Origin of the sequence: Mycolicibacterium pallens, assembly GCF_019456675.1 — a bacterium.
GTDB classification, from domain to species: Bacteria; Actinomycetota; Actinomycetes; order Mycobacteriales; family Mycobacteriaceae; genus Mycobacterium; species Mycobacterium crocinum.
In genome coordinates this window covers 3,187,701-3,207,404 of the sequence record NZ_CP080333.1, presented here as the reverse complement: position 1 = coordinate 3,207,404, position 19,704 = coordinate 3,187,701, and the positions used below count along the sequence as shown (strand labels likewise).

Annotated in this window: 23 protein-coding genes; 11 read left to right on the top strand and 12 right to left on the bottom strand. The window is 67.2% G+C overall.

Features of this window, described 5'->3' with window-relative positions; all coding sequences use genetic code 11:
* Positions 1–16: 16 nt before the first annotated feature.
* From K0O64_RS15815 to K0O64_RS15800, 4 genes are all read left to right on the top strand, one after another.
* Positions 17–514, top strand: coding sequence for a carboxymuconolactone decarboxylase family protein (locus tag K0O64_RS15815; RefSeq protein ID WP_071944380.1), 498 nt, complete (start codon positions 17–19; stop codon positions 512–514).
* Between the two features lie 46 nt (positions 515–560).
* Complete coding sequence (locus K0O64_RS15810; protein ID WP_071944382.1) at positions 561–1,910, top strand: type I glutamate--ammonia ligase; 1,350 nt, start codon at positions 561–563, stop codon at positions 1,908–1,910.
* Positions 1,911–3,017 (top strand): amidohydrolase family protein, encoded by a 1,107-nt coding sequence (locus tag K0O64_RS15805; protein WP_071944384.1) that lies wholly within the window; start codon positions 1,911–1,913, stop codon positions 3,015–3,017.
* A 96-nt stretch (positions 3,018–3,113) separates the two neighbouring features.
* Positions 3,114–4,163, top strand: a complete 1,050-nt coding sequence (locus K0O64_RS15800) for a PE-PPE domain-containing protein (protein WP_071944386.1) — start codon at positions 3,114–3,116, stop codon at positions 4,161–4,163.
* On the opposite strand, the gene K0O64_RS15795 is transcribed toward K0O64_RS15800, so the two are convergent.
* From K0O64_RS15795 to K0O64_RS15770, 6 genes are all read right to left on the bottom strand, one after another.
* Complete coding sequence (locus K0O64_RS15795; protein ID WP_071944388.1) at positions 4,160–5,056, bottom strand: hypothetical protein; 897 nt, start codon at positions 5,054–5,056, stop codon at positions 4,160–4,162. The genes K0O64_RS15800 and K0O64_RS15795 overlap by 4 nt on opposite strands.
* A 568-nt stretch (positions 5,057–5,624) precedes the next feature.
* Positions 5,625–6,023 (bottom strand): hypothetical protein, encoded by a 399-nt coding sequence (locus tag K0O64_RS15790; RefSeq protein WP_071944390.1) that lies wholly within the window; start codon positions 6,021–6,023, stop codon positions 5,625–5,627.
* A gap of 65 nt (positions 6,024–6,088) precedes the next feature.
* On the bottom strand, positions 6,089–6,559 hold the full coding sequence (locus tag K0O64_RS15785) for a limonene-1,2-epoxide hydrolase family protein (protein ID WP_071944392.1): 471 nt from the start codon (positions 6,557–6,559) through the stop codon (positions 6,089–6,091).
* A complete protein-coding gene (locus K0O64_RS15780; RefSeq protein WP_174714128.1) occupies positions 6,549–8,345 on the bottom strand; it encodes an N-acyl-D-amino-acid deacylase family protein in 1,797 nt (598 codons plus the stop codon). The genes K0O64_RS15785 and K0O64_RS15780 overlap by 11 nt, the downstream gene beginning before the upstream one ends.
* Before the next feature lie 66 nt (positions 8,346–8,411).
* The gene (locus K0O64_RS15775; RefSeq protein WP_071944396.1) at positions 8,412–9,299 is read right to left on the bottom strand and encodes an SDR family oxidoreductase; all 888 of its coding nucleotides are present in this window, start codon (positions 9,297–9,299) and stop codon (positions 8,412–8,414) included.
* Positions 9,289–9,801: a flavin reductase family protein gene (locus tag K0O64_RS15770; RefSeq protein ID WP_071944398.1), complete on the bottom strand. Its 513-nt coding sequence runs from the start codon at positions 9,799–9,801 to the stop codon at positions 9,289–9,291. Before K0O64_RS15770 ends, K0O64_RS15775 begins: the two co-directional genes overlap by 11 nt.
* A 67-nt stretch (positions 9,802–9,868) precedes the next feature.
* Here K0O64_RS15770 and K0O64_RS15765 point away from each other — a divergent pair, with 67 nt between their 5' ends.
* Complete coding sequence (locus K0O64_RS15765; protein WP_071944400.1) at positions 9,869–10,783, top strand: dienelactone hydrolase family protein; 915 nt, start codon at positions 9,869–9,871, stop codon at positions 10,781–10,783.
* Here the strand turns inward: K0O64_RS15765 and K0O64_RS15760 are convergent.
* Complete coding sequence (locus K0O64_RS15760) at positions 10,780–11,130, bottom strand: hypothetical protein (RefSeq protein WP_096311526.1); 351 nt, start codon at positions 11,128–11,130, stop codon at positions 10,780–10,782. The two genes, K0O64_RS15765 and K0O64_RS15760, sit on opposite strands and share 4 nt — an antisense overlap.
* A 102-nt stretch (positions 11,131–11,232) precedes the next feature.
* On the opposite strand from K0O64_RS15760, the gene K0O64_RS15755 reads away from it, so the two are divergent.
* Both K0O64_RS15755 and K0O64_RS15750 read left to right on the top strand, forming a co-directional pair.
* Positions 11,233–12,369 (top strand): glycosyltransferase, encoded by a 1,137-nt coding sequence (locus K0O64_RS15755; protein WP_071949802.1) that lies wholly within the window; start codon positions 11,233–11,235, stop codon positions 12,367–12,369.
* 39 nt (positions 12,370–12,408) lie between these two features.
* On the top strand, positions 12,409–12,834 hold the full coding sequence (locus K0O64_RS15750) for a hypothetical protein (protein WP_083542608.1): 426 nt from the start codon (positions 12,409–12,411) through the stop codon (positions 12,832–12,834).
* On the opposite strand, the gene K0O64_RS15745 is transcribed toward K0O64_RS15750, so the two are convergent.
* Together K0O64_RS15745 and K0O64_RS15740 are read right to left on the bottom strand one after the other, a co-directional pair.
* Positions 12,787–14,097, bottom strand: coding sequence for a cytochrome P450 (locus tag K0O64_RS15745; RefSeq protein WP_071944402.1), 1,311 nt, complete (start codon positions 14,095–14,097; stop codon positions 12,787–12,789). The genes K0O64_RS15750 and K0O64_RS15745 overlap by 48 nt on opposite strands.
* A gap of 41 nt (positions 14,098–14,138) precedes the next feature.
* Entirely contained in the window at positions 14,139–15,419 is a 1,281-nt protein-coding gene (locus K0O64_RS15740) for a cytochrome P450 (RefSeq protein WP_071944404.1), read from the bottom strand.
* 68 nt (positions 15,420–15,487) lie between these two features.
* Here K0O64_RS15740 and K0O64_RS15735 point away from each other — a divergent pair, with 68 nt between their 5' ends.
* From K0O64_RS15735 to K0O64_RS15725, 3 genes are read left to right on the top strand one after another with little or no spacing between them, the layout of a single operon-like run.
* Positions 15,488–16,156 (top strand): YoaK family protein, encoded by a 669-nt coding sequence (locus K0O64_RS15735; RefSeq protein WP_071944406.1) that lies wholly within the window; start codon positions 15,488–15,490, stop codon positions 16,154–16,156.
* Positions 16,153–17,175 (top strand): pyridoxal-phosphate dependent enzyme, encoded by a 1,023-nt coding sequence (locus K0O64_RS15730; RefSeq protein WP_071944408.1) that lies wholly within the window; start codon positions 16,153–16,155, stop codon positions 17,173–17,175. Before K0O64_RS15735 ends, K0O64_RS15730 begins: the two co-directional genes overlap by 4 nt.
* A gap of 29 nt (positions 17,176–17,204) precedes the next feature.
* Positions 17,205–17,393, top strand: a complete 189-nt coding sequence (locus tag K0O64_RS15725) for a hypothetical protein (protein WP_071944410.1) — start codon at positions 17,205–17,207, stop codon at positions 17,391–17,393.
* Between the two features lies 1 nt (position 17,394).
* Here the strand turns inward: K0O64_RS15725 and K0O64_RS15720 are convergent, their stop codons facing one another.
* Both K0O64_RS15720 and K0O64_RS15715 read right to left on the bottom strand, forming a co-directional pair.
* Positions 17,395–17,898, bottom strand: coding sequence for a nuclear transport factor 2 family protein (locus tag K0O64_RS15720; RefSeq protein ID WP_071944412.1), 504 nt, complete (start codon positions 17,896–17,898; stop codon positions 17,395–17,397).
* Between the two features lie 41 nt (positions 17,899–17,939).
* On the bottom strand, positions 17,940–18,395 hold the full coding sequence (locus K0O64_RS15715; RefSeq protein WP_071944414.1) for an SRPBCC family protein: 456 nt from the start codon (positions 18,393–18,395) through the stop codon (positions 17,940–17,942).
* Between K0O64_RS15715 and K0O64_RS15710 the strand changes: the two genes are divergently transcribed.
* Positions 18,394–18,849, top strand: a complete 456-nt coding sequence (locus K0O64_RS15710) for an SRPBCC family protein (RefSeq protein WP_321189710.1) — start codon at positions 18,394–18,396, stop codon at positions 18,847–18,849. The two genes, K0O64_RS15715 and K0O64_RS15710, sit on opposite strands and share 2 nt — an antisense overlap.
* On the opposite strand, the gene K0O64_RS15705 is transcribed toward K0O64_RS15710, so the two are convergent.
* Entirely contained in the window at positions 18,836–19,660 is an 825-nt protein-coding gene (locus tag K0O64_RS15705) for a polysaccharide deacetylase family protein (RefSeq protein ID WP_071944418.1), read from the bottom strand. The genes K0O64_RS15710 and K0O64_RS15705 overlap by 14 nt on opposite strands.
* Positions 19,661–19,704 lie beyond the last annotated feature (44 nt).

The following is a 19,704-nucleotide window of genomic DNA, read 5'->3' as shown; positions in this document are numbered from 1 at the left end:
GCGTACCATCACGCCCATGAGCCGAGTCGGAAACTTCCCCGACGACGACGTCGCGGGCTGGATCGTCAAGTCTCCTGACCTGGGAACGGCCATGGCCGCCTTCTCCCACGCGGTGTACAGCGAGAAGAACCGGCTGCCGATGCGGGTGCGCGAGCTCGCCCGCGCGGTGATCGCACACGACAACGAATGTGTCTTGTGTCAGAACACCCGCGATGCCGACGGCCCGGCCGCCGGTGTCGACGAAGAGCTCTACGACCACGCGCTGGAGTGGAAGACGTGGGAGGGCTACAGCGAGCAGGAGCGCATCGCCGCCGAGTTCGCCCACCGATTCGGCACCGACTGGGCGAAGCTCAAGTACGACGAGGACTTCTGGGATCGCGCCCGTGAGCACTTCTCCGACGAGCTGATGGCCGACCTGACGTTGTCGTGCGCGATGTGGGTCGGCATGGGCCGGATGCTGTCCACCCTGGATATCGGCCAGACCTGCAAGCTGACGCTGCCCAGCCGCGCATAGCGGCTATTCACGGCGGCCCGCGCGCACGGTGGGCACAATAACTTCCATGACCACACCGCTCGCGGGCGCGGCTATCGGCCAACTCGAAGCCGACGGGGTGGATACCGTCGTCGGCACTTTCGTGAGTCCCTCCGGCTTGACACACGCCAAGACTGTGCCGGCCCGCCGACTCAACGCCTTCGCCGATCCGGGGCTGGGCTTCAGCCCTGTCACCCACGGATTCGCCATCGACCGCGCCGGCATCGCCTTCGCGCCCGGGATCAGCGTGGTCGGTGACCAACGGATCCGCATCGACCTCGACACGCTTCGCGTCATCGGCGACGGCCTCGCGTGGGCGCCGGCCTCCTTCTTCGATCAGGACGGCGATCCGATTCCGGCCTGTGCGCGCGGAACGCTCGGGCGTATCGAGGCACGGCTGGCCGAGGCCGGTCTGCGGGCCCAGGTCGGCCACGAGATCGAGTTCCTGCTCGTCGATCCCGACGGCAACCGTCTGCCCGGCAGCCTGTGGGCGCAGTACGGATTGGCCGGCGTGCTGGAATACGAGGGCTTCGTGCGCGACGTGACCGCCGCCGCCGCGTCGGCCGGCGTCGGTATCGAGCAGTTCCATCCCGAGTACGGCATCAACCAATTCGAGATCTCACTGACCCCGAAATCGCCGGTGGCCGCCGCCGATCAGCTGATCTTGGCCCGGATCATCATCAGCCGCGTGGCCCGGAAGTACGGGATGCGGGTGAGCCTGTCCCCGGTACCGTTCGCCGGAAGTGTGGGTTCCGGCGCGCACCAACACTTTTCGCTGCTGCGCGGTGACACCCCGGTGTTCTCCGGTGGCACCGGCGCCGAGGGCATGACCGCCGAAGGGGAGAGCGCCATCGGTGGCGTCGTCTCCGGGTTGCCACAGGCACAGCTGATCCTCTGCGGGTCGATCGTGTCCGGATTGCGGATGCAGCCCGGCAACTGGGCCGGGGCCTTCGCCTGCTGGGGCACCGAGAACCGCGAAGCCGCAGTCCGATTCGTGCGTGGTACGCACGGCAACCCGTATGGCGCCAACGTCGAGGTGAAGGTCGTCGACCCGTCGGCCAACCCCTACTTCGCCACCGCCGCCATCCTCGGCCTGGCACTCGACGGCATCGACAGCGGCACGGCGATACCGCCGGAAACGCTCGTCGACCCGAACACCTTGTCCGAGGACGACCGAAAGGCCGCGGGTACGGTGGCGCTCAGCAGCGACCAGGCCGAGGAGATCGCGGCGCTCGACGGCTCGGCGCGGTTGCGGAGGATCCTCGGGGATCCGGCCGTCGACGTGCTCGTCGCCGTCCGCCGCTACGAGCACGAAATGTATTCACATCTGGACGCCGAAGCGCTGACCGAGAAGTTCCGGATGGCCTGGAGTCTGTGAGTGACAACCGCGGTGGACGACCACATCGCTGATGTGCGGTTGGTGGACAACCACGTACACGGCTTCTGGCTCACGTCCGGTGATCGCAGGCGTTTCGAGAACGGGCTCAACGAGGCGAACACCGAACCGCTGGCCGACTTCGACTCCGGCTTTGACACCCAACTCGGCTTCGCCGTGCGGGCTCATTGCGCGCCGTTGCTCGGCTTACCGGAACATGCTGAGCCACAGAGCTATTGGGAACGTCGCAGCGAGCTGACCGAAGACCAGCTGGCACGGGTCTTCCTGCCCGCCGCCGGCGTCAGCGACTGGCTGGTCGACACCGGGCTGCCGGGTGAGATCGCGGGGTTGCCCGAGATGACGCAGGCATCCGGTGGCGGGGTCGGTGAGATCGTCCGGCTCGAGCAGCTCGCCGAGCAGGCGGCCGCCGCACCGGGTGACTACGCCGACGCGTTCCGCCGAATCCTGCACGAGCGCAGTGCGACTGCGGTTGCCACCAAGACGGTGCTGGCTTACCGGGGTGGCTTCGACGGTGATCTATCCGAGCCGGACCCGCGCGATGTCGCCGAAGCGGCGGCCCGCTGGCGCGACGCCGGGGGAGTCCGGCTGACCGACCGGGTGCTCCTGCGGTTCGGCGTGCACGAAGCGCTGCGGCTGGGCAAGCCGCTGCAATTCCATGTCGGTCTCGGCGACCGCGACTGCAATCTGCACCGAACCAATCCGATGCTGCTGCTGGACTTCCTGCGCCACTCCGGCAGCACGCCGGTCGTGCTCCTGCACTGCTACCCGTACGAGAGGGAAGCCGGCTATCTGGCACAGGCCTTCAACAACGTCTATCTCGACGTCGGTCTGAGCATCAACCATCTCGGCGCTCGCGCGGAGGCATTCATCGGCCGCACGCTGGAATTGGCACCGTTCCGCAAGATCCTGTACTCATCGGATGCCTTCGGCCCTGCCGAGTTGCACTACCTCGGTTCGTTGCTCTGGCGTGCGGGGATGGCCGCCGTCCTCACCGGATTCGTGGCGCGTGACCAGTGGAGCGAAGCCGACGCGATCCGGGTTGTCGACCTCATCGCGCGCGACAACGCCCTGCGCCTCTACGGGCTGTGACGGGAGTTTCGCCACCAGTGTTCATGGCGAAAGTCCCTTCCCCACGCTCCAGCTAATAAGCGAGGCTACGAACGACTCTCAACCCTCGGGGGAACGATGAAGGCGCTCGGCGTGCTGTTGTCTGCGGCATTCGCAGCGCTGGTCGTCGCTTTGGCGCCCTTCGGGCATGCCGACATCGCCATCTGGGTGCCGGGTGCGGGCGCCGCCGGTAGCCCGAACTGGGACGTGATGCGGCGCGTCCCCGCTGGTTACACGCTCGAGCAGCTTGACTATCCCGACGGCTTGTGGCCGTGGACCGGGCTGAACTCCGCGACGGGCGCGCAGTCGATCGCCGCCGGCACGCCGCTACTGGACACCATGATCAGCACCGCGCTTGGGCAGGGCAAGGTCATCGTGATCGGCGAATCTCTGGGTTCCCTGGTTGTCGACGAGGAACTGCGCAAACTCGCCGACGATCCGGCGGCACCGGACCCCTCGCAGCTGCAGTTCATGGTGCTCGCGGACCCGTCTCGAACGGGTGGCTTGTTCTCATACCTGCCCACCGGCAGCCGCGAACTGCTCACCGGCGGTGTCACCGAGCCGGTGCCGGTCACCCCCTACAACATCACCGTCATCAAGCTGCAGTACGACGCGATCGCCAGTTTCCCCGACCGGCCATGGCACCTGCTCGCCGATCTCAACGCGTTGGCCGGGGCGATGGTGTACCACGGCACCGACCACTACGGCAGAGCCGCGCAGATGGTGCTCAACGGTGAGGTGCCGCCCGAGAACATCACCACGAGCACGAATGCCAAGGGCGGCACTACCACCACCTACACCATCCAGCAGGAGCCTGCGCTGACCCACCTGCTGGAACCCTTCTTTCCGAAATCGGTTGCGGTACTGGACAAAATACTGACACCGATGATTGCTCTGGGCTACTCAGAATTGACTCCGGACGCCGGGCCTCATCTCGCCCCGGGAGGCGCGCTGGTCGATCGGAACGGGCAGCCGGTGTTCGACCGCAAGCGCACGGTGAAATCCACCGCAGTCTCGCCGAGAAAGCAGGCGTTGCCGTCCCGCGCGGTGGGGACCGGGGGCAGCCGTCGTGTGGCGGCGAAGTCGACCCCGCCGAGCGCCGGTAGCGACCGACGTCCGGGCCGCTAGCCCCGCGCCTTCGCCGCGCGCTTGGACCCGGCAGTGCCCTTGCCCTTGCCGTTGCCCTTGGCCGGCGCCTTGGCGTGACCGGTCGATGACTTGCCCGCCGAAGTCTTGCTTGCCGACGGGGTGGCACCCTTCTCGGCCACCGGCGCCAGGGTCGCTTTGGCCGCGCTGGCCTTGGGCGCCAGGTGGGGCAGTGCGAGCGTGAAGGTCGCGGGCGGACCCGGCCGGGTCAGCTGCGCCGCGATGGCCTTGGCCGCCTGAAGCAGGTTCTCAACGGTCCCGAAGCCGACGGCGGCGCCGGATAGGAGGCCGCCGGCCGGATCTGCGAATCCGGTTGGGCCGCCGGGGAATCCGTTGAGGAATGCGTCGGTCAACACTGCGGGTGCGCTGATGAAGTCCTCGACCACCGATACGAAATCTCGTGACGAGACCGAGTCGACGACGTTCTGCGCCAGTGCCGCGAAGGCGGACACGGTGGCGTTGATCGGGTAGAGCGGTGCGAGGGCTGCGGACGCCACCGCGATCGGCAGAGCGTTCTGGACGACGTCGTTGACGTTGGCGACCATGTTCTGGATGACCGGCAGCACTCCGCCGATCAGCGGAAGGGCCGGACCGAGCACCAGGCCGAGGCCGGTACTGAAGACTCCGACGATCGCATCACTGACCTGACCGTTTCGCAGCTGGGTGATCGCAGTTTGCAGCGCCGCGGGCAGGGCCTTCAGCTGGTCGGACAGTGCGACTCCCGCGTTGTTGAATGCGTCGCCGAGAATCTGGGCGTTACCCAGGCTGTTGCCCAGCATCGCGGTAAGGATGGGCAACGGATCAGCGGCGATCTCGTTCGCGAGTCCATTGAGGCTGGCCACGGTGTGCGTTACGAGGTTGGTGTAGGCGGTCACAGGATCGACGAGTGCGACCAGACCTACATCTGCATGTGAAATACGCTGTGCTGCAACGTGAGCTGGATCAGATATCGGAGAGATCGGAGTGACGGCGATGGCCGCCGCTCCAAATATGGCCACGCCGGCGGTGGCATAGGGACGGATTGCGGTGTGCATTGGAGCCCCTTTCGAGTCGGGATTGAGCACCGACTAGCAAAGTAACTCCGAAACTTACCCCGAAGTAAGTAGTGCGTGCGTATGCAATCAAATCTGCTTGCGTGTGCAAAAGAGTCACCGTTAACTTAGCTTCGCTGTCTAGTTATCCGGCCGTGATCATCGCGGCGACTCGAGCCATGCCGCGGGCCGTGCGGCCCCGATTTCCGACCCTGATCCGCCGAGTGTTTCCCTTGCTGGCGAGAGGTCATGCGCGAAATAGCCGTGCTCACATCACAATTCGCACTATTGGCGAGATTTGCCCCAGTGAAATGTCACGGCCGCTGTGCCATCGAATTCGCTGGGAACATGCTGTGTGGCAACAGAATCCCGGCCGCGTTTGCCGGGGCCGTCAATAGTGCGGGCAGATTCGTCAGGCCGGCGCGAAGTGCGTCCAGTGCGCCCAGTCGGCCGGTCCGGTGCAGATCAGCGGCACCCCGTAGACCTTGGGCTCCCATTCGTCACCGGCCACCCGCTCCTGTGCGGTGGTGCCGGGTGTGGTGCAGGGCAGTGAGTTGGCCGCCTCGCCGACCAGTGGGCCGGTCGACATCCACACTCCGCTGGCCGCGCAGATGAGGGTGTTCTTCTGGGCGTCGAATCCGAACACGAACCCCGGGCTCGGCGTGCACGGCATCCCGGCGACGACGTTTTGCGCGACGTTGGGCACGCAGCTCGGGGAGTGGCAGGAGGTGGCCGACGCCGGTGCGGCGAGCGGGATCACCGCGCTCAGCAGTCCGGACACCACAACCGACCCGATGACGATCCTGCGCATCCCTGCCTCCTGACGCTGTGCCCTATTCGGCCTGCTCAGACTAGCGGCGCGCGGGCAGCCTGGGGTCAGATCAGCCCGGTCGCGTCGAACATCCACGACATGTCGGCGCTGGCCAGATCCTCGAGCCACGTCGGCGGCGCGAAGCTGGTGAGCCCGTTCATGTCCCAATAGTCCTTCCACAGCGTGATCTTGCCGTCCTGCACCTTGTGCACCGTGACGAAGCGCAGCACTCCCTGCTCACCGGTCTGGAACGTCCACGTCTCGGAGTGCTCGTACATCGTGTCCACGCCGTTGCTCACCAGTACGCCGTCATGGTTCTCGTAGCCGGCCAACGGCTCCAGCCCGATCTTGAGGCGCTTCACGATGTCCTCGGGGCCGCGCGCGGCCGCGATCGGGCCGACGGGCATGTCGACGTAGATGCAGTCGTCGGACAGGAACGTCTTCAAGGTTTCCCAGTCGCGGTTCGACAGCGCCTTCCACATGCCCAGCACGGTCTGGGCGACCTCCGTGGGTACCGCCGAGGTGTCAATTGACATGTGCGAGCTCCGATTCCGTCGTCGTGGTTCCGGGCGCCGGTGTCGTCCGGCCCACCCGCAGGAAACTGCCGGTGCGCTCGGATCCCAGGAGTGGGGTGGGTTCGCCGTCGGGGACCACCGCGCGCCCGCCGATCAGCACCAGCTCGACGGCGTCGTTGTTGCGGTTGACCATTCGGGGCAGGTTGGCGTACTGCTCGACGGGCGCCTCGGCGTAGTCATCGAGGTGGCTGTCCAGGTACTTCGGGTTCACCACCACCAGATCGGCGCGGTCGCCGACGCGGAGGTGGCCGGCGTCGATCTGATACCAGTCGGCCAGCTCGCCGGTCATCCGGTGCACGGCCTGCTCGACGGACATGAACGGGCGTCCCTTGCGCTCGGCGTCGCGCACATGGCGCAGCAGCCGCAGGCCGTACTTGTAGAACGCCATATTGCGCAGGTGCGCACCGGCATCGGAGAAGCCCATCTGGACGCCAGGGTGGCGGGCGAGCTTCTTGAGCACCTCGGGCCGGTGGTTGGAGATCGTGGTGCGCCAGCGCAGCTTGGTGCCGTGCTCGAGGACCAGGTCCAGGAACGCGTCGACCGGGTGCAGTTCACCGCGCTCCATGCCGACCTGGCCGAAGGACTTGCCCACCACGGATTCGTCCGGGCAGGCGACGATCTCGGCGTCGAAGAAGTCGCGGTGCCACACCCGGACCCCGTATTTGCTGTCGTAGTCCTTGCGGAACTGGCGCCGGTACTCCTCGTCGGCCAGCAGGGCGTTGCGTTCGACTTCGTCACGCAGGTGCAGGGCGGCGGCGCCCGACCCGAACTCCTCGAACACCACCAGGTCGATGCCGTCGGCGTACACCTCGAACGGCACCGGCAGATGCTGCCAGCGGAAGTCGCCGCCCAGCTTGTTGGCCGCCTTGGCCAGCGGACCCATGATCCAGATCGCGAACGGGTTGGCCTTGACGTCGGCCGCCGACAGCAGGCTGGTCTTGAGCTTGTCGCGAAGGGCCGGGATCGACTGTGCCACTTGAGAAACCAGGTTCAGCGGATTCTGGATATCGGGCCCGGACTGCAGCACGCGACCACGCTTGCGCAGCAGCGACTTGAGCCGGCGCAGCTCGCGGGGCTTGGCGTACGTGGAGGGGAGGGTCCGCGACCGGCAGGTCTCGCCGTCGATCTTGTCGAACAACAGCTGCTGCGAGGACAGCCCGACGAATCCGGCGTCCAGCGCCTCGGCCAGCATGCGCTCCATCTCGGCCTGCTGACGGGCGTTGGGCCGCACGTCTTTTCGGGTGGCGCGATCCAATCCCATGACGGCGGTGCGCATATCGGAGTGCCCGATGAACGCCGCGATGTTGGGTCCGAGCGGGCGCGACTCCAGGGCCTCGACGTATCCCTCGGCGGTGGTCCACGTCTTAGCGTCGTCGACGGCGGCGATGACGTGCTCACGCGGAATCGCCTCAACCCGCCCGAATAGGTCGCCGGCGTCGCTGCCGTTGACGTGAATCGTGGACAGCGAGCACGAGCCGAGCAGGACGGTGGTGACGCCGTGTCGCACCGACTCGGGCAGCCCCGGGCCACCGAGCACCTCGACGTCGTAGTGCGTGTGCACGTCGACCATCCCCGGCAGCACCCATCTGCCACCCGCCTCGACGACGTCGTCGCAGCCGGTCACGTCGAGTGGACGAAGGCTGACCACCGCGATGCGCCCGTCCTTGATGCCGATGTCACGGATTCCGGATGGGGCGCCCGTGCCGTCGAACCAGCGGCCGTTGCGGATGATCGTGTCGTAGCTCACGAGGCTCAATAGAACCGTTTGCTTGCGCGAGTGTCAACGATTTAGTGGACACTTTTTCGGATCTGTTTACTCCATGCCTGCCCAGGCATCCGGCTGTCGGCCGTCGAGGTCGGTGAACCCGTACTCGCGTGCCAATTCACCCGCCGTCACCGATCGCTGATGCCACCGCGCTCTGTCGCGGTCGGCCGCGATCGAGGCGATTCCACGCCCGACGAAGCGGGGCGATTCCGACTCGGCGAAGCCGGCCGGCGCGTCCGCATCTCGCCAGGTTTCTTCCGTGACGCCGTAGTGCTCGAGCATGATCTCCGAGCGCAACCAGCCGGGCGTGACCGCCACAGCCGTCGCGCCATAGGGCGTCAGCTCGTGCCCGAGCGCGAAGGCCAGCCGGTTGACAGCGGATTTCACGGCGTCATAGAACACCGAGATGCGGTAGTTCGCGGCGTTGTATTCGGCTGTGCCGTCGGTCATTTCGACCAGGAGGCCGCCCGGTTGCTCGACCAGCAACGGCAGCAGGGCATGCGCGGTGATCAGATGGGTGTCGATGCCCAACCGAAGTATCCGCAGTCCGTCGGCGATGTCGAGTTCCCAGATCGGGCGGTCCCACTGCGGCGGCGGCCCCTTGAGGATCTCGGCACCCCAGATGTCGTTGACCAGCACGTCGATGTGGCCGTACTCCGACCGGATTCGGTCGGCCAACGCGGCGACCTGCGCCGGTTCCAAGTGGTCGACCTGGACCGCCACTCCCGTTCCGCCCAGTTCGTCAACCAGGGCTGCGGTTTCTTCGATCGTCTCCGGACGGTCGTAATCGGACCCGCCGCGACCGTTGATGCTGCTGCGGCCGGTGCAGATGACCGTCGCGCCTGCCTCTCCGAGCGCAGCGGCGATCCCGCGGCCTGCACCTCGCGTCGCGCCGGCCACGACAGCGATCCGGCCCGCCAACCGGTCAGGCTTCATGACCGGGTTCAAGGTCTTTGACGTCGGCGAACGTCACCAGATCGCCGAACTGCTCAGGTGCGGCCCCGGCCACCGGCTCGGTCAGGTGCCCGACGTGGTCGCCCAGGTCGAACCGCTCCAGAATGCGCCCGGCGAACCATGCCGCGGCGTCGGAGAGGATCGGCAGGCCGTCGGGCCCCTCCCACCAGTCGCAGCGGCTGAACTTGTCCACCCGGTCGCCGGTCTCGCTGCCGAACAGCCGCGCCAACTCCGTGTGTTCCTTCGCCAGCAGGTGCACGGCCAGATGGGTCGCGCCGTCCGCGGCGACCCGGTAGGTGTGGTTCTTCTTCGAGAGTCCGACCAGAAACCTGGACGGATTGATCGACACCTGGCTGCTGAAACCGACCAGGCAACCCGCGCGCTGATCACCGACCCGGGTCGTCACCACGAACATCGGATAGTCCAGCAGCGCGACGACCTGTTCGAACGCCTCGGACCCGGGTAGTACGTCATGGTCTGCCATGCCTCCCCCTTCCCGTGACGATCATGCCTTCAGCTCACGCTCAACCGGCGGGCGCATACTCGCCTAGGTGACTCCATTACAGCGCTACATCGCCGAAGAGATTGCCACGGATCACGTTGACGGCCTGTTGAGCCGACGCGAAGCGCTGCGACGACTGGCGCTACTGGGTGTCGGCACCGCGGCCGCGAGCGCGCTGATCGCCTCATGCGCCACCGACAAACCGAAGACCGCATCGTCGTCCCCGGCGTCGTCGCCATCGGGACCGACGTCCGCTGCACCGCCGCCGGGAATGGCAGCCGCGCTGCCCACGGCGCCGGTCACCTGGCCTGGCCCGAACGGGCAACTGCAGGGGGCGTGGGCGCAGGCCGCCACCCCGCGCGGCGCGGTGCTGGTGATCCACGAGAACAAGGGCCTCAACGACTGGGTGCGTACCGTCGCGGGCCGGCTGGCCGGGATCGGCTACTCCGCCCTGGCGATCGACCTGCTCTCCGAGGAGGGCGGCACCGCGACATTCACCGACCCGGCCGCCGCGACCGCCGCACTCGGCACCATCGCACCCGAACGCTTCGTCGCCGATCTCAGATCGGGATTGGACGAACTCGCGCGCCGGACGCCCGGCCAGAAGCTTGCCGTCGTGGGCTTCTGCTTCGGCGGCGGACTGGTGTGGCGGCTGCTGGCCGCCGGCGAGCCGCGACTGGCCGCCGCCGTGCCCTTCTACGGTCCGCTGCCCGACTCCCCGAACTTCGCCGGGTCCAAGAACGCGGCGGTGCTCGGCTTGTACGGTGCGCTCGACCAGCGCGTCACGTCCTCGGAGCCGGCCGCCAAGGCGGCGCTGGATCAGGCCGGTCTGGTCAACGATCTCGTCGTCGAACCCGATGCCGATCATGCGTTCTTCAACGACACCGGACCGCGCTACAACCCGATCGCCGCCGCCGACGCGTGGACTCGGGTGCAGGACTGGTTTTCCCGCTACCTCGCCTAGGTGTCCAGCCGGACGGTGACCGTCACCCGGCCGCGTTCGTCGCGGGTGGCGACGGCGTGGCCCGGTCGTTCGGTGCCGCCGAGCAGGATCGTCAGTGGTGCGCCCGCCCCGGTGAAGTTGCGCCACCACGTCTTGCCGTCCGGCATGGCGACCCCGATCAGGATGTCGGAGCCGCGACGGCGGTAGCCGACCGGCAAAGCCACGGTGCGTCCGCTGCGCCGGCCGGTGTAGCGGATCTCGGTCAGCCCGCGCCCGACGATCCGGCCCCATCGCGGCGACGTGATCAGGGCGGTGGCACCGCGATTCACCACACCGGCTGCTGCATGGAACACATCCGAAATCTGCACGTGAGCAACGCTAGCCGACGCGTGGCTGTTCACCGCCTGTTCAGGACGCGGAAGCCCACGGGTCCCCGTACGCACATCGCAGCACGGTCGGATACGGCCATGATGAGGGTCGCGCAGGTCGCGAACTTCTACGGCCCCCGGTCCGGTGGCCTGCGCACGGCGGTCGACCGGCTGGGCGCGGAGTACTGCGCGGCCGGGCACGAGGTCTTTCTGATCGTGCCCGGGTCCACCGCCACCCACACCACGTTGTCGAGCGGAGTCACCCGAATCACAGTGCCCGCCAAGCAGATTCCGTTCACGGCCGGCTATCGCGCGGTGATGCCAGCTCCGGTGACCACACTGCTGGAGCGGTTGGCGCCCGATGCCATCGAGGTGTCGGACCGGTTCACCCTGCGTTCTCTGGGCGGATGGGGTGCACGTCACGGGGTGACCACGGTGATGATCTCCCATGAGCGGCTGGATCGATTGACCGGCCAGGTCATGCCCAAGCGGCTGGCGCGGTGGATCGCCGACACGGCGAATCGCCGGACCGCGGCAAACTACGACACGGTGTTGTGTACCACCAGCTTTGCCCGCGAAGAGTTCGACCGCATCGGCGCCACCAACGTGATGACCGTGCCGCTGGGCGTGGACCTGGACACGTTTCACCCAAACCGGTTCTGCGCGCACACTCGCAACCGTTGGGCCGCTCCGGGCCAGGTGCTGCTGGTGCACTGCGGCCGGCTGTCGGTTGAGAAGCGCGCCGACCGCAGCATCGATGCGCTTGCCGCACTTCGTGATTCGGGTGTCGACGCACGCCTGGTGATCGCCGGTGACGGGCCGATGCGGGCACGACTGCAGCGACAGGCGACACGGCTGCCGGTGGATTTCACCGGCTTCATCGACTCACGCAGCGCCGTTGCCACCCTGCTGGCGTCCGCGGATGTCGCATTGGCGCCCGGCCCACACGAGACCTTCGGCCTGGCCGCCCTCGAGGCGCTGGCCTGTGGCACACCGGCGGTCGTGTCGCGCACCTCCGCATTGACCGAGATCCTGACCTCCGACAGCGGCGCATGCGCCGACAACGACCCGCATGCAATCGCCGCGGCCGTCGCCGGTGTCATGGACCGTCCCGAGCAGCAGCGGCGGTATTGCGCCCGGCGGCGGGCCGAAACCTTCACCTGGCCGCGTTCGGCGGCGGGCATGCTGGCGGCGCTGAGCGGTTTGGGTCACGGCCGCGACGGGAACGCCGTCAATTGACGGTGCCGTATCAGCGGCCCGCTACTGAAGGAGCCGAGCATGGCCTCGAACAATGTCGTCTGGATCGTCATCGCTGTGGTTGTCGCACTGATCGTGATCGGAGCGCTTGTCTGGGTGGGCCGCAAGCGGCAGGTCAGCCGCCGCGTCGCGAAGGCCGACGACATCCGGGAAGAAGTCCGGCAGGATCAGCTCAAGCTGCAGCACCGTGAAGCGGTCGCCGAGGAGACCGCCGCGAAAGCCCGTGCGGCAAAGGCCGAAGCGGACGCGAAGGCCGCCGAGGCCGCCCGCCTGGAGGCCAACGCCGCCAAGCATCGCGAGGACGCGACCGCACACCGCGAAGATCTCGACGAACGCGCCCGGCACGCCGACTCGCTCGACCCGCGGGTCAAGGACGTCAAGGAAGAGGACCGCGCGGAGTCAGTCGCGCGAGGGGATCAGACCGGGCGCGCCGAGGCTGACCGGTAGCTCGGCCCAGCCCCGCAGCACACGAGTGTCGCGGCGGCTGCCGAGGCCGGCCAGTTGCGCCTCGGGGAAGTGGGTGAAGAACCGGCGCAGGCCGACCTCACCCTCGGCCCGCGCCAGGGCCGCCCCGAGGCAGAAGTGCCTGCCGCCGGAAAAGGCAAGGTGCTTACCGGCATTCGGCCGGCCGACGTCGAATCGGTGCGGGTCGTCGAACACCGCCGGGTCGCGGTTGGCGGCCGCCAGATAGATCGCCACCATCTCCCCAGCCCGCACGGTCGCACCCGCCACCTCGGTGTCGCGCAGGGCGATCCGCGCCGACAACTGCACCGGTGACTCCAAGCGAAGGATCTCCTCGACGGCGTTCGGCCACAGCGACGGATCGTCGCGCAGCCGGGCGAGCTGATCGGGGGAGTTCAGCAATAACCGAATTCCGTTGCCCAGCAGATTCACTGTGGTCTCGAAGCCGGCGGCCAGCACCAGACCGGCGACGCCCTGCAGCTCGGTTTCGTCGAGCTGCCTGCCGTCTTCCGACGCGGCGATCAATTGGCTCATCAGATCGTCGCCGGGGTGCTCGCGCAGGTCACGCAGGTGTGCCGACAGCCACCGGTTGAAGCCGGCCAGGCCCTTCTGCACCCGCTGGTATTGCGACCAGGTCAACCCGACGTCCAGGCTCGGGGCGGCGAGCTCGCCGAACTCCAGGATCCGCGGCCGGTCGGCGTCCGGCACACCAAGGATGTCGCCGATGATCGCGACGGGCAGTTGCGAGCTGTACCGCTCGACGATGTCGACGATGCGAGGGCCGTCGGACAAGCCGTCGAGCAGGTCCGCGGCGGTCTCCTCGACCCGGTCGCGCAGCGCGGCCACCGCCCGCGAGGTGAACACCGACGAGACGGTCTTGCGGTAGCGAGTGTGCTCCGGGGGCTCGACGGCCAGCAGCGACGGCGGGCGCAGGGGATGTAGCAGGTCGTCGCGGGTGCGCCGCTCCACCCACTGCAGCGGCTTGGGCAGATTGCCGCCCAGGATGATCACCCGGAAGTCGTCGGAGCGCAGCAGCTCGTGCGATACGGCGTGGTCGAGGGCGAGGTAACCCAACCGGGTGGGGATCATCGGGCCTTGCGGGCGCATCTCGTCGAAGAACGAGACCGGGTCGGTGCGCACCGACGGGTCGAACGCCATGCGGGCCTGGGGGTCGCCGCGTCGGGCCGCCACGCTGGCCGCCGCTCGGATCACGCCGTGCATCACCAACCAGTGCACCCGCTGCTTCATGCTCATCACGCTACGAGTGCTGCGCGGTCCGCGCCACAACGTCAGGCCGGCGTCCAGCTGACCGGCAGCCGCTTGATGCCATGGATGAACGCCGACAGCAGCATCGACGGCTCTTCGGTGACCGCGATGTCGGGCATGCGGCGGTGGAGTTCCTCGAAGACGACGGCGATCTCACGGCGAGCCAGGTTGGCGCCCAGGCAGAAGTGCGCACCACCGCCACCGAACCCGACGTGATGGTTGGGCGTGCGGGTGACGTCGAAGAGCCACGGGTTGGCGAACTTGTCCTCGTCGCGGTTGGCCGAGGCGTACCACATGGTGACCTTGTCGCCCTCGGCCATCTTGACCCCGCTGAGCTCGATGTCACGGGTCACGGTGCGGCGCATGTAGATCACCGGCGACGCCCACCGCACCACCTCCTCGACCGCCGTGTCTTTGACGCTCTCGAAGTCGTTCCACCAGATCTCGCGCTGTTCGGGATAGCGGGTCAGGGCCAGGACACCGTGGCTGATCGCGTTGCGGGTGGTCTCGTTTCCTGCGACCGCCAGCAGGATGAAGAACGAGGCGATCTCGGCCGACGTCAGCCGTTCACCGTCGACCTCGGCGGCCACCAGCGAGGTGGTGAGATCGTCGCGGGGATTGACCCGCCGGTCCTCGGCGAGCGCGGTGGCATACGCCCCGATGTCGAAGGCAACCTTGAGGAACTCGTCGAAATCGGTGGTCAGGTCCGGGTCGCCGAAGCCCAGAATGATGTTGGTCCAGTGGAAGATCCGGTCGTGGTCTTCCTCGGGGATGCCCATCATGTCGCAGATGACCTGCAGCGGCAGCGGTCCGGACAGCTCGGTCACCAGTTCGGCGTTGCCGTCCGGATGGTTGGTGATCATCGCCGAGACAAGTTGTTGCGCACGCTCGCGCACGGACTCCTCGGTGCGGGCCACCACCTTCGGGGTGAAGGCGCTGCGCACGATGTTGCGCAGCCGGGCATGCCGCGGGTCGTCGAGGGCGATCATCGAGCCGAAGTACTCGGCGACCTCCGGGATCTGGTCGCCGATCGTGATGTTCGGGTAGGAGCTGAAGATCTCCGGGTGGCGGCTGGCGTAGAAGACGTCGTCGAGCTTGGTCAGCGCCCAGTGCCCGGGGCCCGGCTCGATGCCTTCGAACTCCACCTCGTGAAAGAACTTGATCGGGGCCTCGCGGCGCAGGGTGGCGAACGCGCCGTCGCGCAGCGAGTCGTCCATGCCCCAGAACTCGAAGGTGCCCAGATTGATGTCCTCGAGGGCCATTTCGGGTGGTGTCTGGCCGTTGATACGTGTGGCGATGCCCATGGCGACGACATTAGAGTCCGCAGCCTGCGCTCGTGATCATTTCGGTATTCAGGCAAGCTTGCTCCACGATGACGCGCACCACGACCACACTGCGGTTCGCCCTACTGCTCACGGCCGCCAACGGCTTCCTGGACGCCTACACCTACCTGGCCCGTGGCGGGGTGTTCGCGAATGTCCAGACGGCCAACGTGATCCTCTTCGCGCTCAACATGAGTCACGGCAAGCTCACCAGTGCGCTGGCACATGTCTGGCCGATCCTGGCCTTCTTCGCCGGAGTCGGCCTGGCTTCCTATCTGAAGTCGGGTCGGGTGGAGCGCTACCTGGCCCATCCGATGCGCTGGACCATGCTGCTGCAGGCCGTCGTGCTCTTCGTCATCGGCTTTGTCCCGGCGACAGTGGCCCACAGCTACGTCACCGTGCCGATCTCCTTCGTCGCGGCGATGCAGATGGGGCTGTTCCGCAATATCGGGGATTTCGTGTACCTGCCGGTGGCCACCACCGGGAACCTGATGCGGCTGGTCGAAGCGGGCTACACCGGTTTCGTGGACCATGATGCGACGGCGCGACAGGCCTTCAGCACCTATGCGTGGCTGACGGTGTTCTTCACCGGCGGCGCGGTGATCGGTGCGTTCGCCACCCGAGCCTGGAGTGTGCACGCGATCTGGATCCCCGCCGCGCTGCTGTTCGTGACGCTGATTCTGTTTGTCATCGACGAGCGCAAGGGAGTCGAGCCGTGAATCTGCCTGCCCTGCAATGCCGTTCGTGTCGACGAGAGTTCGACGTCGCCGAGCTGGTGTGGCGCTGCCCGTGCGGCGGGTTGCTCGACATCGGCGGGCCGTGGCAGGAGGTGATTGATCCCGCCATGGCGCTCGGCGAGGGCAACACCCCGATGATCCCGTCGCAGAGCCTGCCCAACGTCCGGTTCAAGCTCGAATTCCTCAGTCCCACCGCCTCTTTCAAGGATCGCGGAGCGGTGGTGCTGGCCTCGCTGGCCGCGCGACTGGGCGTGAGGAGGGCAGTGGTGGACAGCAGCGGCAACGCCGGTACGGCGGCCGCTGCGTATTTCGCCAGGGCCGGCATCGACTGCGAGGTGCTGGTTCCGGCGTCGACCTCGCCGGAGAAGCTCGCCCAGATCCGGGCGCACGGTGCCACCCTGACTCTGGTGGCGGGCACCCGGGCCGACACCGCCGCTGCCGCGGCGGACATCGCCGGGCAGCCAGGGGTGTTCTACGCCAGCCACGTCTATCACCCGTACTTCATGCACGGCGTGAAGAGCTACGGCTACGAGATCTGGCGGCAGAACGGAAACGCCCTGCCGTCGACGGTCCTGGCCCCGGTCGGCAACGGCACGCTGCTTCTGGGTTGCTACCTGGCATTCACCGAACTCGTCGCCGCCGGACTGGCCGAGCGGATGCCGGCGATCGTCGCGGTCCAAGCCGCCGGCTGCGCGCCGCTGGCGGCCGCGTGGGACGGCAAGGACAGAACGTTCGGGTCCACGGTGGCCGAGGGCATCGCGATCACCGCGCCGCCGCGGGCCGAGCAGATCGTGGCGGCAGTGCAGGCTAGTGGAGGCGCGATCGTCACGGTCGAGGACGACGCGATTATCGCCGGGCGCCGCGCACTGGCGCGGGAAGGGTTGTTCGTGGAGCCGACGGCGGCGGTCTGCTACGCCGCGGCCGCCGGTGATCCCGGTTTGGCCGCCGACGACGTGGTGATCCCGTTGTGCGGCGCGGGTCTCAAGCATCCGGGCGATTGAACTACGCCAGAGCGGGGAAGCAAAGAAGCATGGCAACCTACCGCGTGATCAACCCCAAGGGTGACGTCGTCGACACTAAAGACATCGAGAGCGCCGAGGACGCCCACGCCTGGTTCGTCGACTCCCGGGCCGACGACTCCGAGTTGGGTTGGCGCATGGAGGTCGAACACGACGGGGAATGGAGCTTCTTCGACGACAGCGAAGGCAGCCCCGACTGACTCAGGCCAGGTCCCAGCCCATGTTGCGGGCGAAGGCCACCGCATCATCGGAGACCGTGCCGAGCTTCTTCGACGCCTGGATGTAGCCGCGCACCATCGGCATGAAATTCATCGGGTTGTAGGCGTCTTCCTCGTAGCTCCACAGCCCGTCGCCGGCGTACTTGAGCACCGAGATGTTCGGCTCCTCGTGAATGCTGCCGTCGCCGGGATCGCGCATCCGGTTCTGGAACTCGCAGATCACCCAGCCCTTGTCCACATCGATCGAATGCCAGGTCGACGGGAACCATGGCATCTCGGTGCCGGGAAAAGTGTTCATGGTGTTGACGATCCACGTGCGGATCGCTTCACGGCCTTGGAACGTGCCGTAGGAATGCTCGACGTAGGTGGCGTCCTCGGTGAACTGGTCGGCGAATCGCGACCAGTCCCAGCTGTCGGCGATACCGACGACAACCTGCTTGTGTTCCTCGAACGCCGACTCAATTTCTTCGCGTGACCACCGACCCATCCACCGGTTGTATCAAACAGACCGGCGGCCGTGGCCACGTTTCAGTCGTTCTCGACGACCTTCTTGATCCGTTCCAGCGTGGTGCGCATGTCGCGTTCGTTGCGTCGCTCACGCAGGAATCCGCCGAAAACCTTGAACACCCGCATGAGCGCGGATTTCGGCATCCAAAAGGATTCGGTCACGTCGGTGCCGTCGCCGCTCGGCTCGAGCCGGTAGTGCCAGTTGTTGAGCGCCTTGTCACCGGCCAGCACGGCGAAGCCGAATTCGCGTCCGGGCTCGCATGCGGTGACGCGGCAGGTGGTCCAGTAGACCGGGCCGATCTCGTTGCGGCGCACGTGGCCGCGGAACTTCGCACCCAGTGCCGGCCCGGTGGCGCCTCCGAGCCACTCCGACTCGAACACCTCGGGCGAGAACTCGCCGGTCCTGGTGATGTCGGAGATGACGTTCCAGATCTTGTCGGCCGGTGCGGCCATGTGCACAGTGACGGAGCCTTCCATGACGGTGATCCTAAGCAGCCGCGGCGTAGCAGGTGCATACCTCGGCGCATGCTTGGGAATTCAGCTGCCCATGGTCACGGTGCATCGGCGGATGGCGGTATCGGCGGAGTCGGTCTGGAACGTGCTGACCGATCTGGACGACTGGCCGCGATGGGGGCCGACGATCAGTCGTGCCGAACTCGATGACGGCAGCAGGCAACTCGCGGCGGGCTCGACCGGCCGGGTGTGGGCCACACCCGGAGTCGTCAGCGTGCCGTTCATCGTCACCGAGTTCGACGCGGGACGACGGTGGGCGTGGTCGGTCGGCGGCATATCGGCCACCGCCCATGGCGTCGAGCCGGCGCCGGGCGGCTGCCAGGCCTGGTTCGAGGTGCCGTGGTGGGCCGCGCCCTACACCGTGGTCTGCGCGATTGCGTTGCGGCGCATCGAAAGTCGGGCGGCTAAGCGGAGGTGACGTGCGGGATCTCCGGCTGCAGGAACACGTCGTTGAGGGTGACGGTGCGCAGGTTGCGCGACCGGATGACGTCGACCAGGGCGGGGAAGACGTGCGTGACCGGCGGGTGGTTGAGGTGACCGATGACGATGTTCTGCTGAATGAAGTACTGATCGGCCATCTTCACGATGAAGTCTTCGGCCACCGGCGTGGAGTCGGCCAGCGAGCCCGCCCATAGCGTCGGCACCCGATAACCCAAGTCGGCGGCCACGGCGTCGACGGTGTCGTTGTGGTTGCCGTACGGCGGGCGGAAATACGGTGTGGCGTCGGCGCCGAAGGTGTTGCGCAGGAAGCGGTCGTTGCGCTGCAACTGGTCGGCGACCTGTTCCTTGGTCAGTGTGGTCAGGTCGGGATGCGACCAGGTGTGGTTGCCCAGTTGGATCTGACCGGAATCCACCAGTGGTCGCAGCAGGGCCGCATTGTCCCGCCACGAGTCGTAGACCCCGTTGACGAAGAACGTGAGCCGGATTCCGGTGTCCTTGGCCAGTTGCGTATAGAGCCGCACCACTTCGGAGTTCACCCCGTCGTCGACGGTGAGTGCCAACAGGTCGCCATTGCCGGGAATCTTGGTCAGCTCACCGCCGCCCGGTAACGGGATCCGCGCCGTCGTCGGCGGCGGAGGTAGCAGCGGCGCCGCGCCGATCGGCGGCGGGGGAGCCTTGGCGGCCAGCGGTGCGGGGGCCTGCGACATCGCGATTGCGCTGGATGCCCCGACGAGTCCGGCGGAGGCGAACAACCCGATCACGAATTGGCGGCGGGTTACCTCGGGCACGTCACGATCCTGCGCCTCGAAGTCACATCCGTAACACCCGTCAC

Bases quoted from the DNA above. Each gene is read 5' to 3' on its own strand.
- K0O64_RS15725 (WP_071944410.1), top strand. From the start codon at position 17,205: ATGGCAACCTACCGCGTGATCAACCCCAAGGGTGACGTCGTCGACACT.
- K0O64_RS15775 (WP_071944396.1), bottom strand. From the start codon at position 9,299: ATGAAGCCTGACCGGTTGGCGGGCCGGATCGCTGTCGTGGCCGGCGCG.
- K0O64_RS15750 (WP_083542608.1), top strand. From the start codon at position 12,409: ATGGCCTCGAACAATGTCGTCTGGATCGTCATCGCTGTGGTTGTCGCA.
- K0O64_RS15710 (WP_321189710.1), top strand. From the start codon at position 18,394: ATGACGGTGATCCTAAGCAGCCGCGGCGTAGCAGGTGCATACCTCGGC.
- K0O64_RS15740 (WP_071944404.1), bottom strand. From the start codon at position 15,419: ATGGGCATCGCCACACGTATCAACGGCCAGACACCACCCGAAATGGCC.
- K0O64_RS15785 (WP_071944392.1), bottom strand. From the start codon at position 6,559: ATGTCAATTGACACCTCGGCGGTACCCACGGAGGTCGCCCAGACCGTG.
- K0O64_RS15715 (WP_071944414.1), bottom strand. From the start codon at position 18,395: ATGGAAGGCTCCGTCACTGTGCACATGGCCGCACCGGCCGACAAGATC.
- K0O64_RS15720 (WP_071944412.1), bottom strand. From the start codon at position 17,898: ATGGGTCGGTGGTCACGCGAAGAAATTGAGTCGGCGTTCGAGGAACAC.
- K0O64_RS15815 (WP_071944380.1), top strand. From the start codon at position 17: ATGAGCCGAGTCGGAAACTTCCCCGACGACGACGTCGCGGGCTGGATC.
- K0O64_RS15745 (WP_071944402.1), bottom strand. From the start codon at position 14,097: ATGAAGCAGCGGGTGCACTGGTTGGTGATGCACGGCGTGATCCGAGCG.
- K0O64_RS15790 (WP_071944390.1), bottom strand. From the start codon at position 6,023: ATGCGCAGGATCGTCATCGGGTCGGTTGTGGTGTCCGGACTGCTGAGC.
- K0O64_RS15810 (WP_071944382.1), top strand. From the start codon at position 561: ATGACCACACCGCTCGCGGGCGCGGCTATCGGCCAACTCGAAGCCGAC.
- K0O64_RS15770 (WP_071944398.1), bottom strand. From the start codon at position 9,801: ATGGCAGACCATGACGTACTACCCGGGTCCGAGGCGTTCGAACAGGTC.
- K0O64_RS15800 (WP_071944386.1), top strand. From the start codon at position 3,114: ATGAAGGCGCTCGGCGTGCTGTTGTCTGCGGCATTCGCAGCGCTGGTC.
- K0O64_RS15735 (WP_071944406.1), top strand. From the start codon at position 15,488: ATGACGCGCACCACGACCACACTGCGGTTCGCCCTACTGCTCACGGCC.
- K0O64_RS15755 (WP_071949802.1), top strand. From the start codon at position 11,233: ATGAGGGTCGCGCAGGTCGCGAACTTCTACGGCCCCCGGTCCGGTGGC.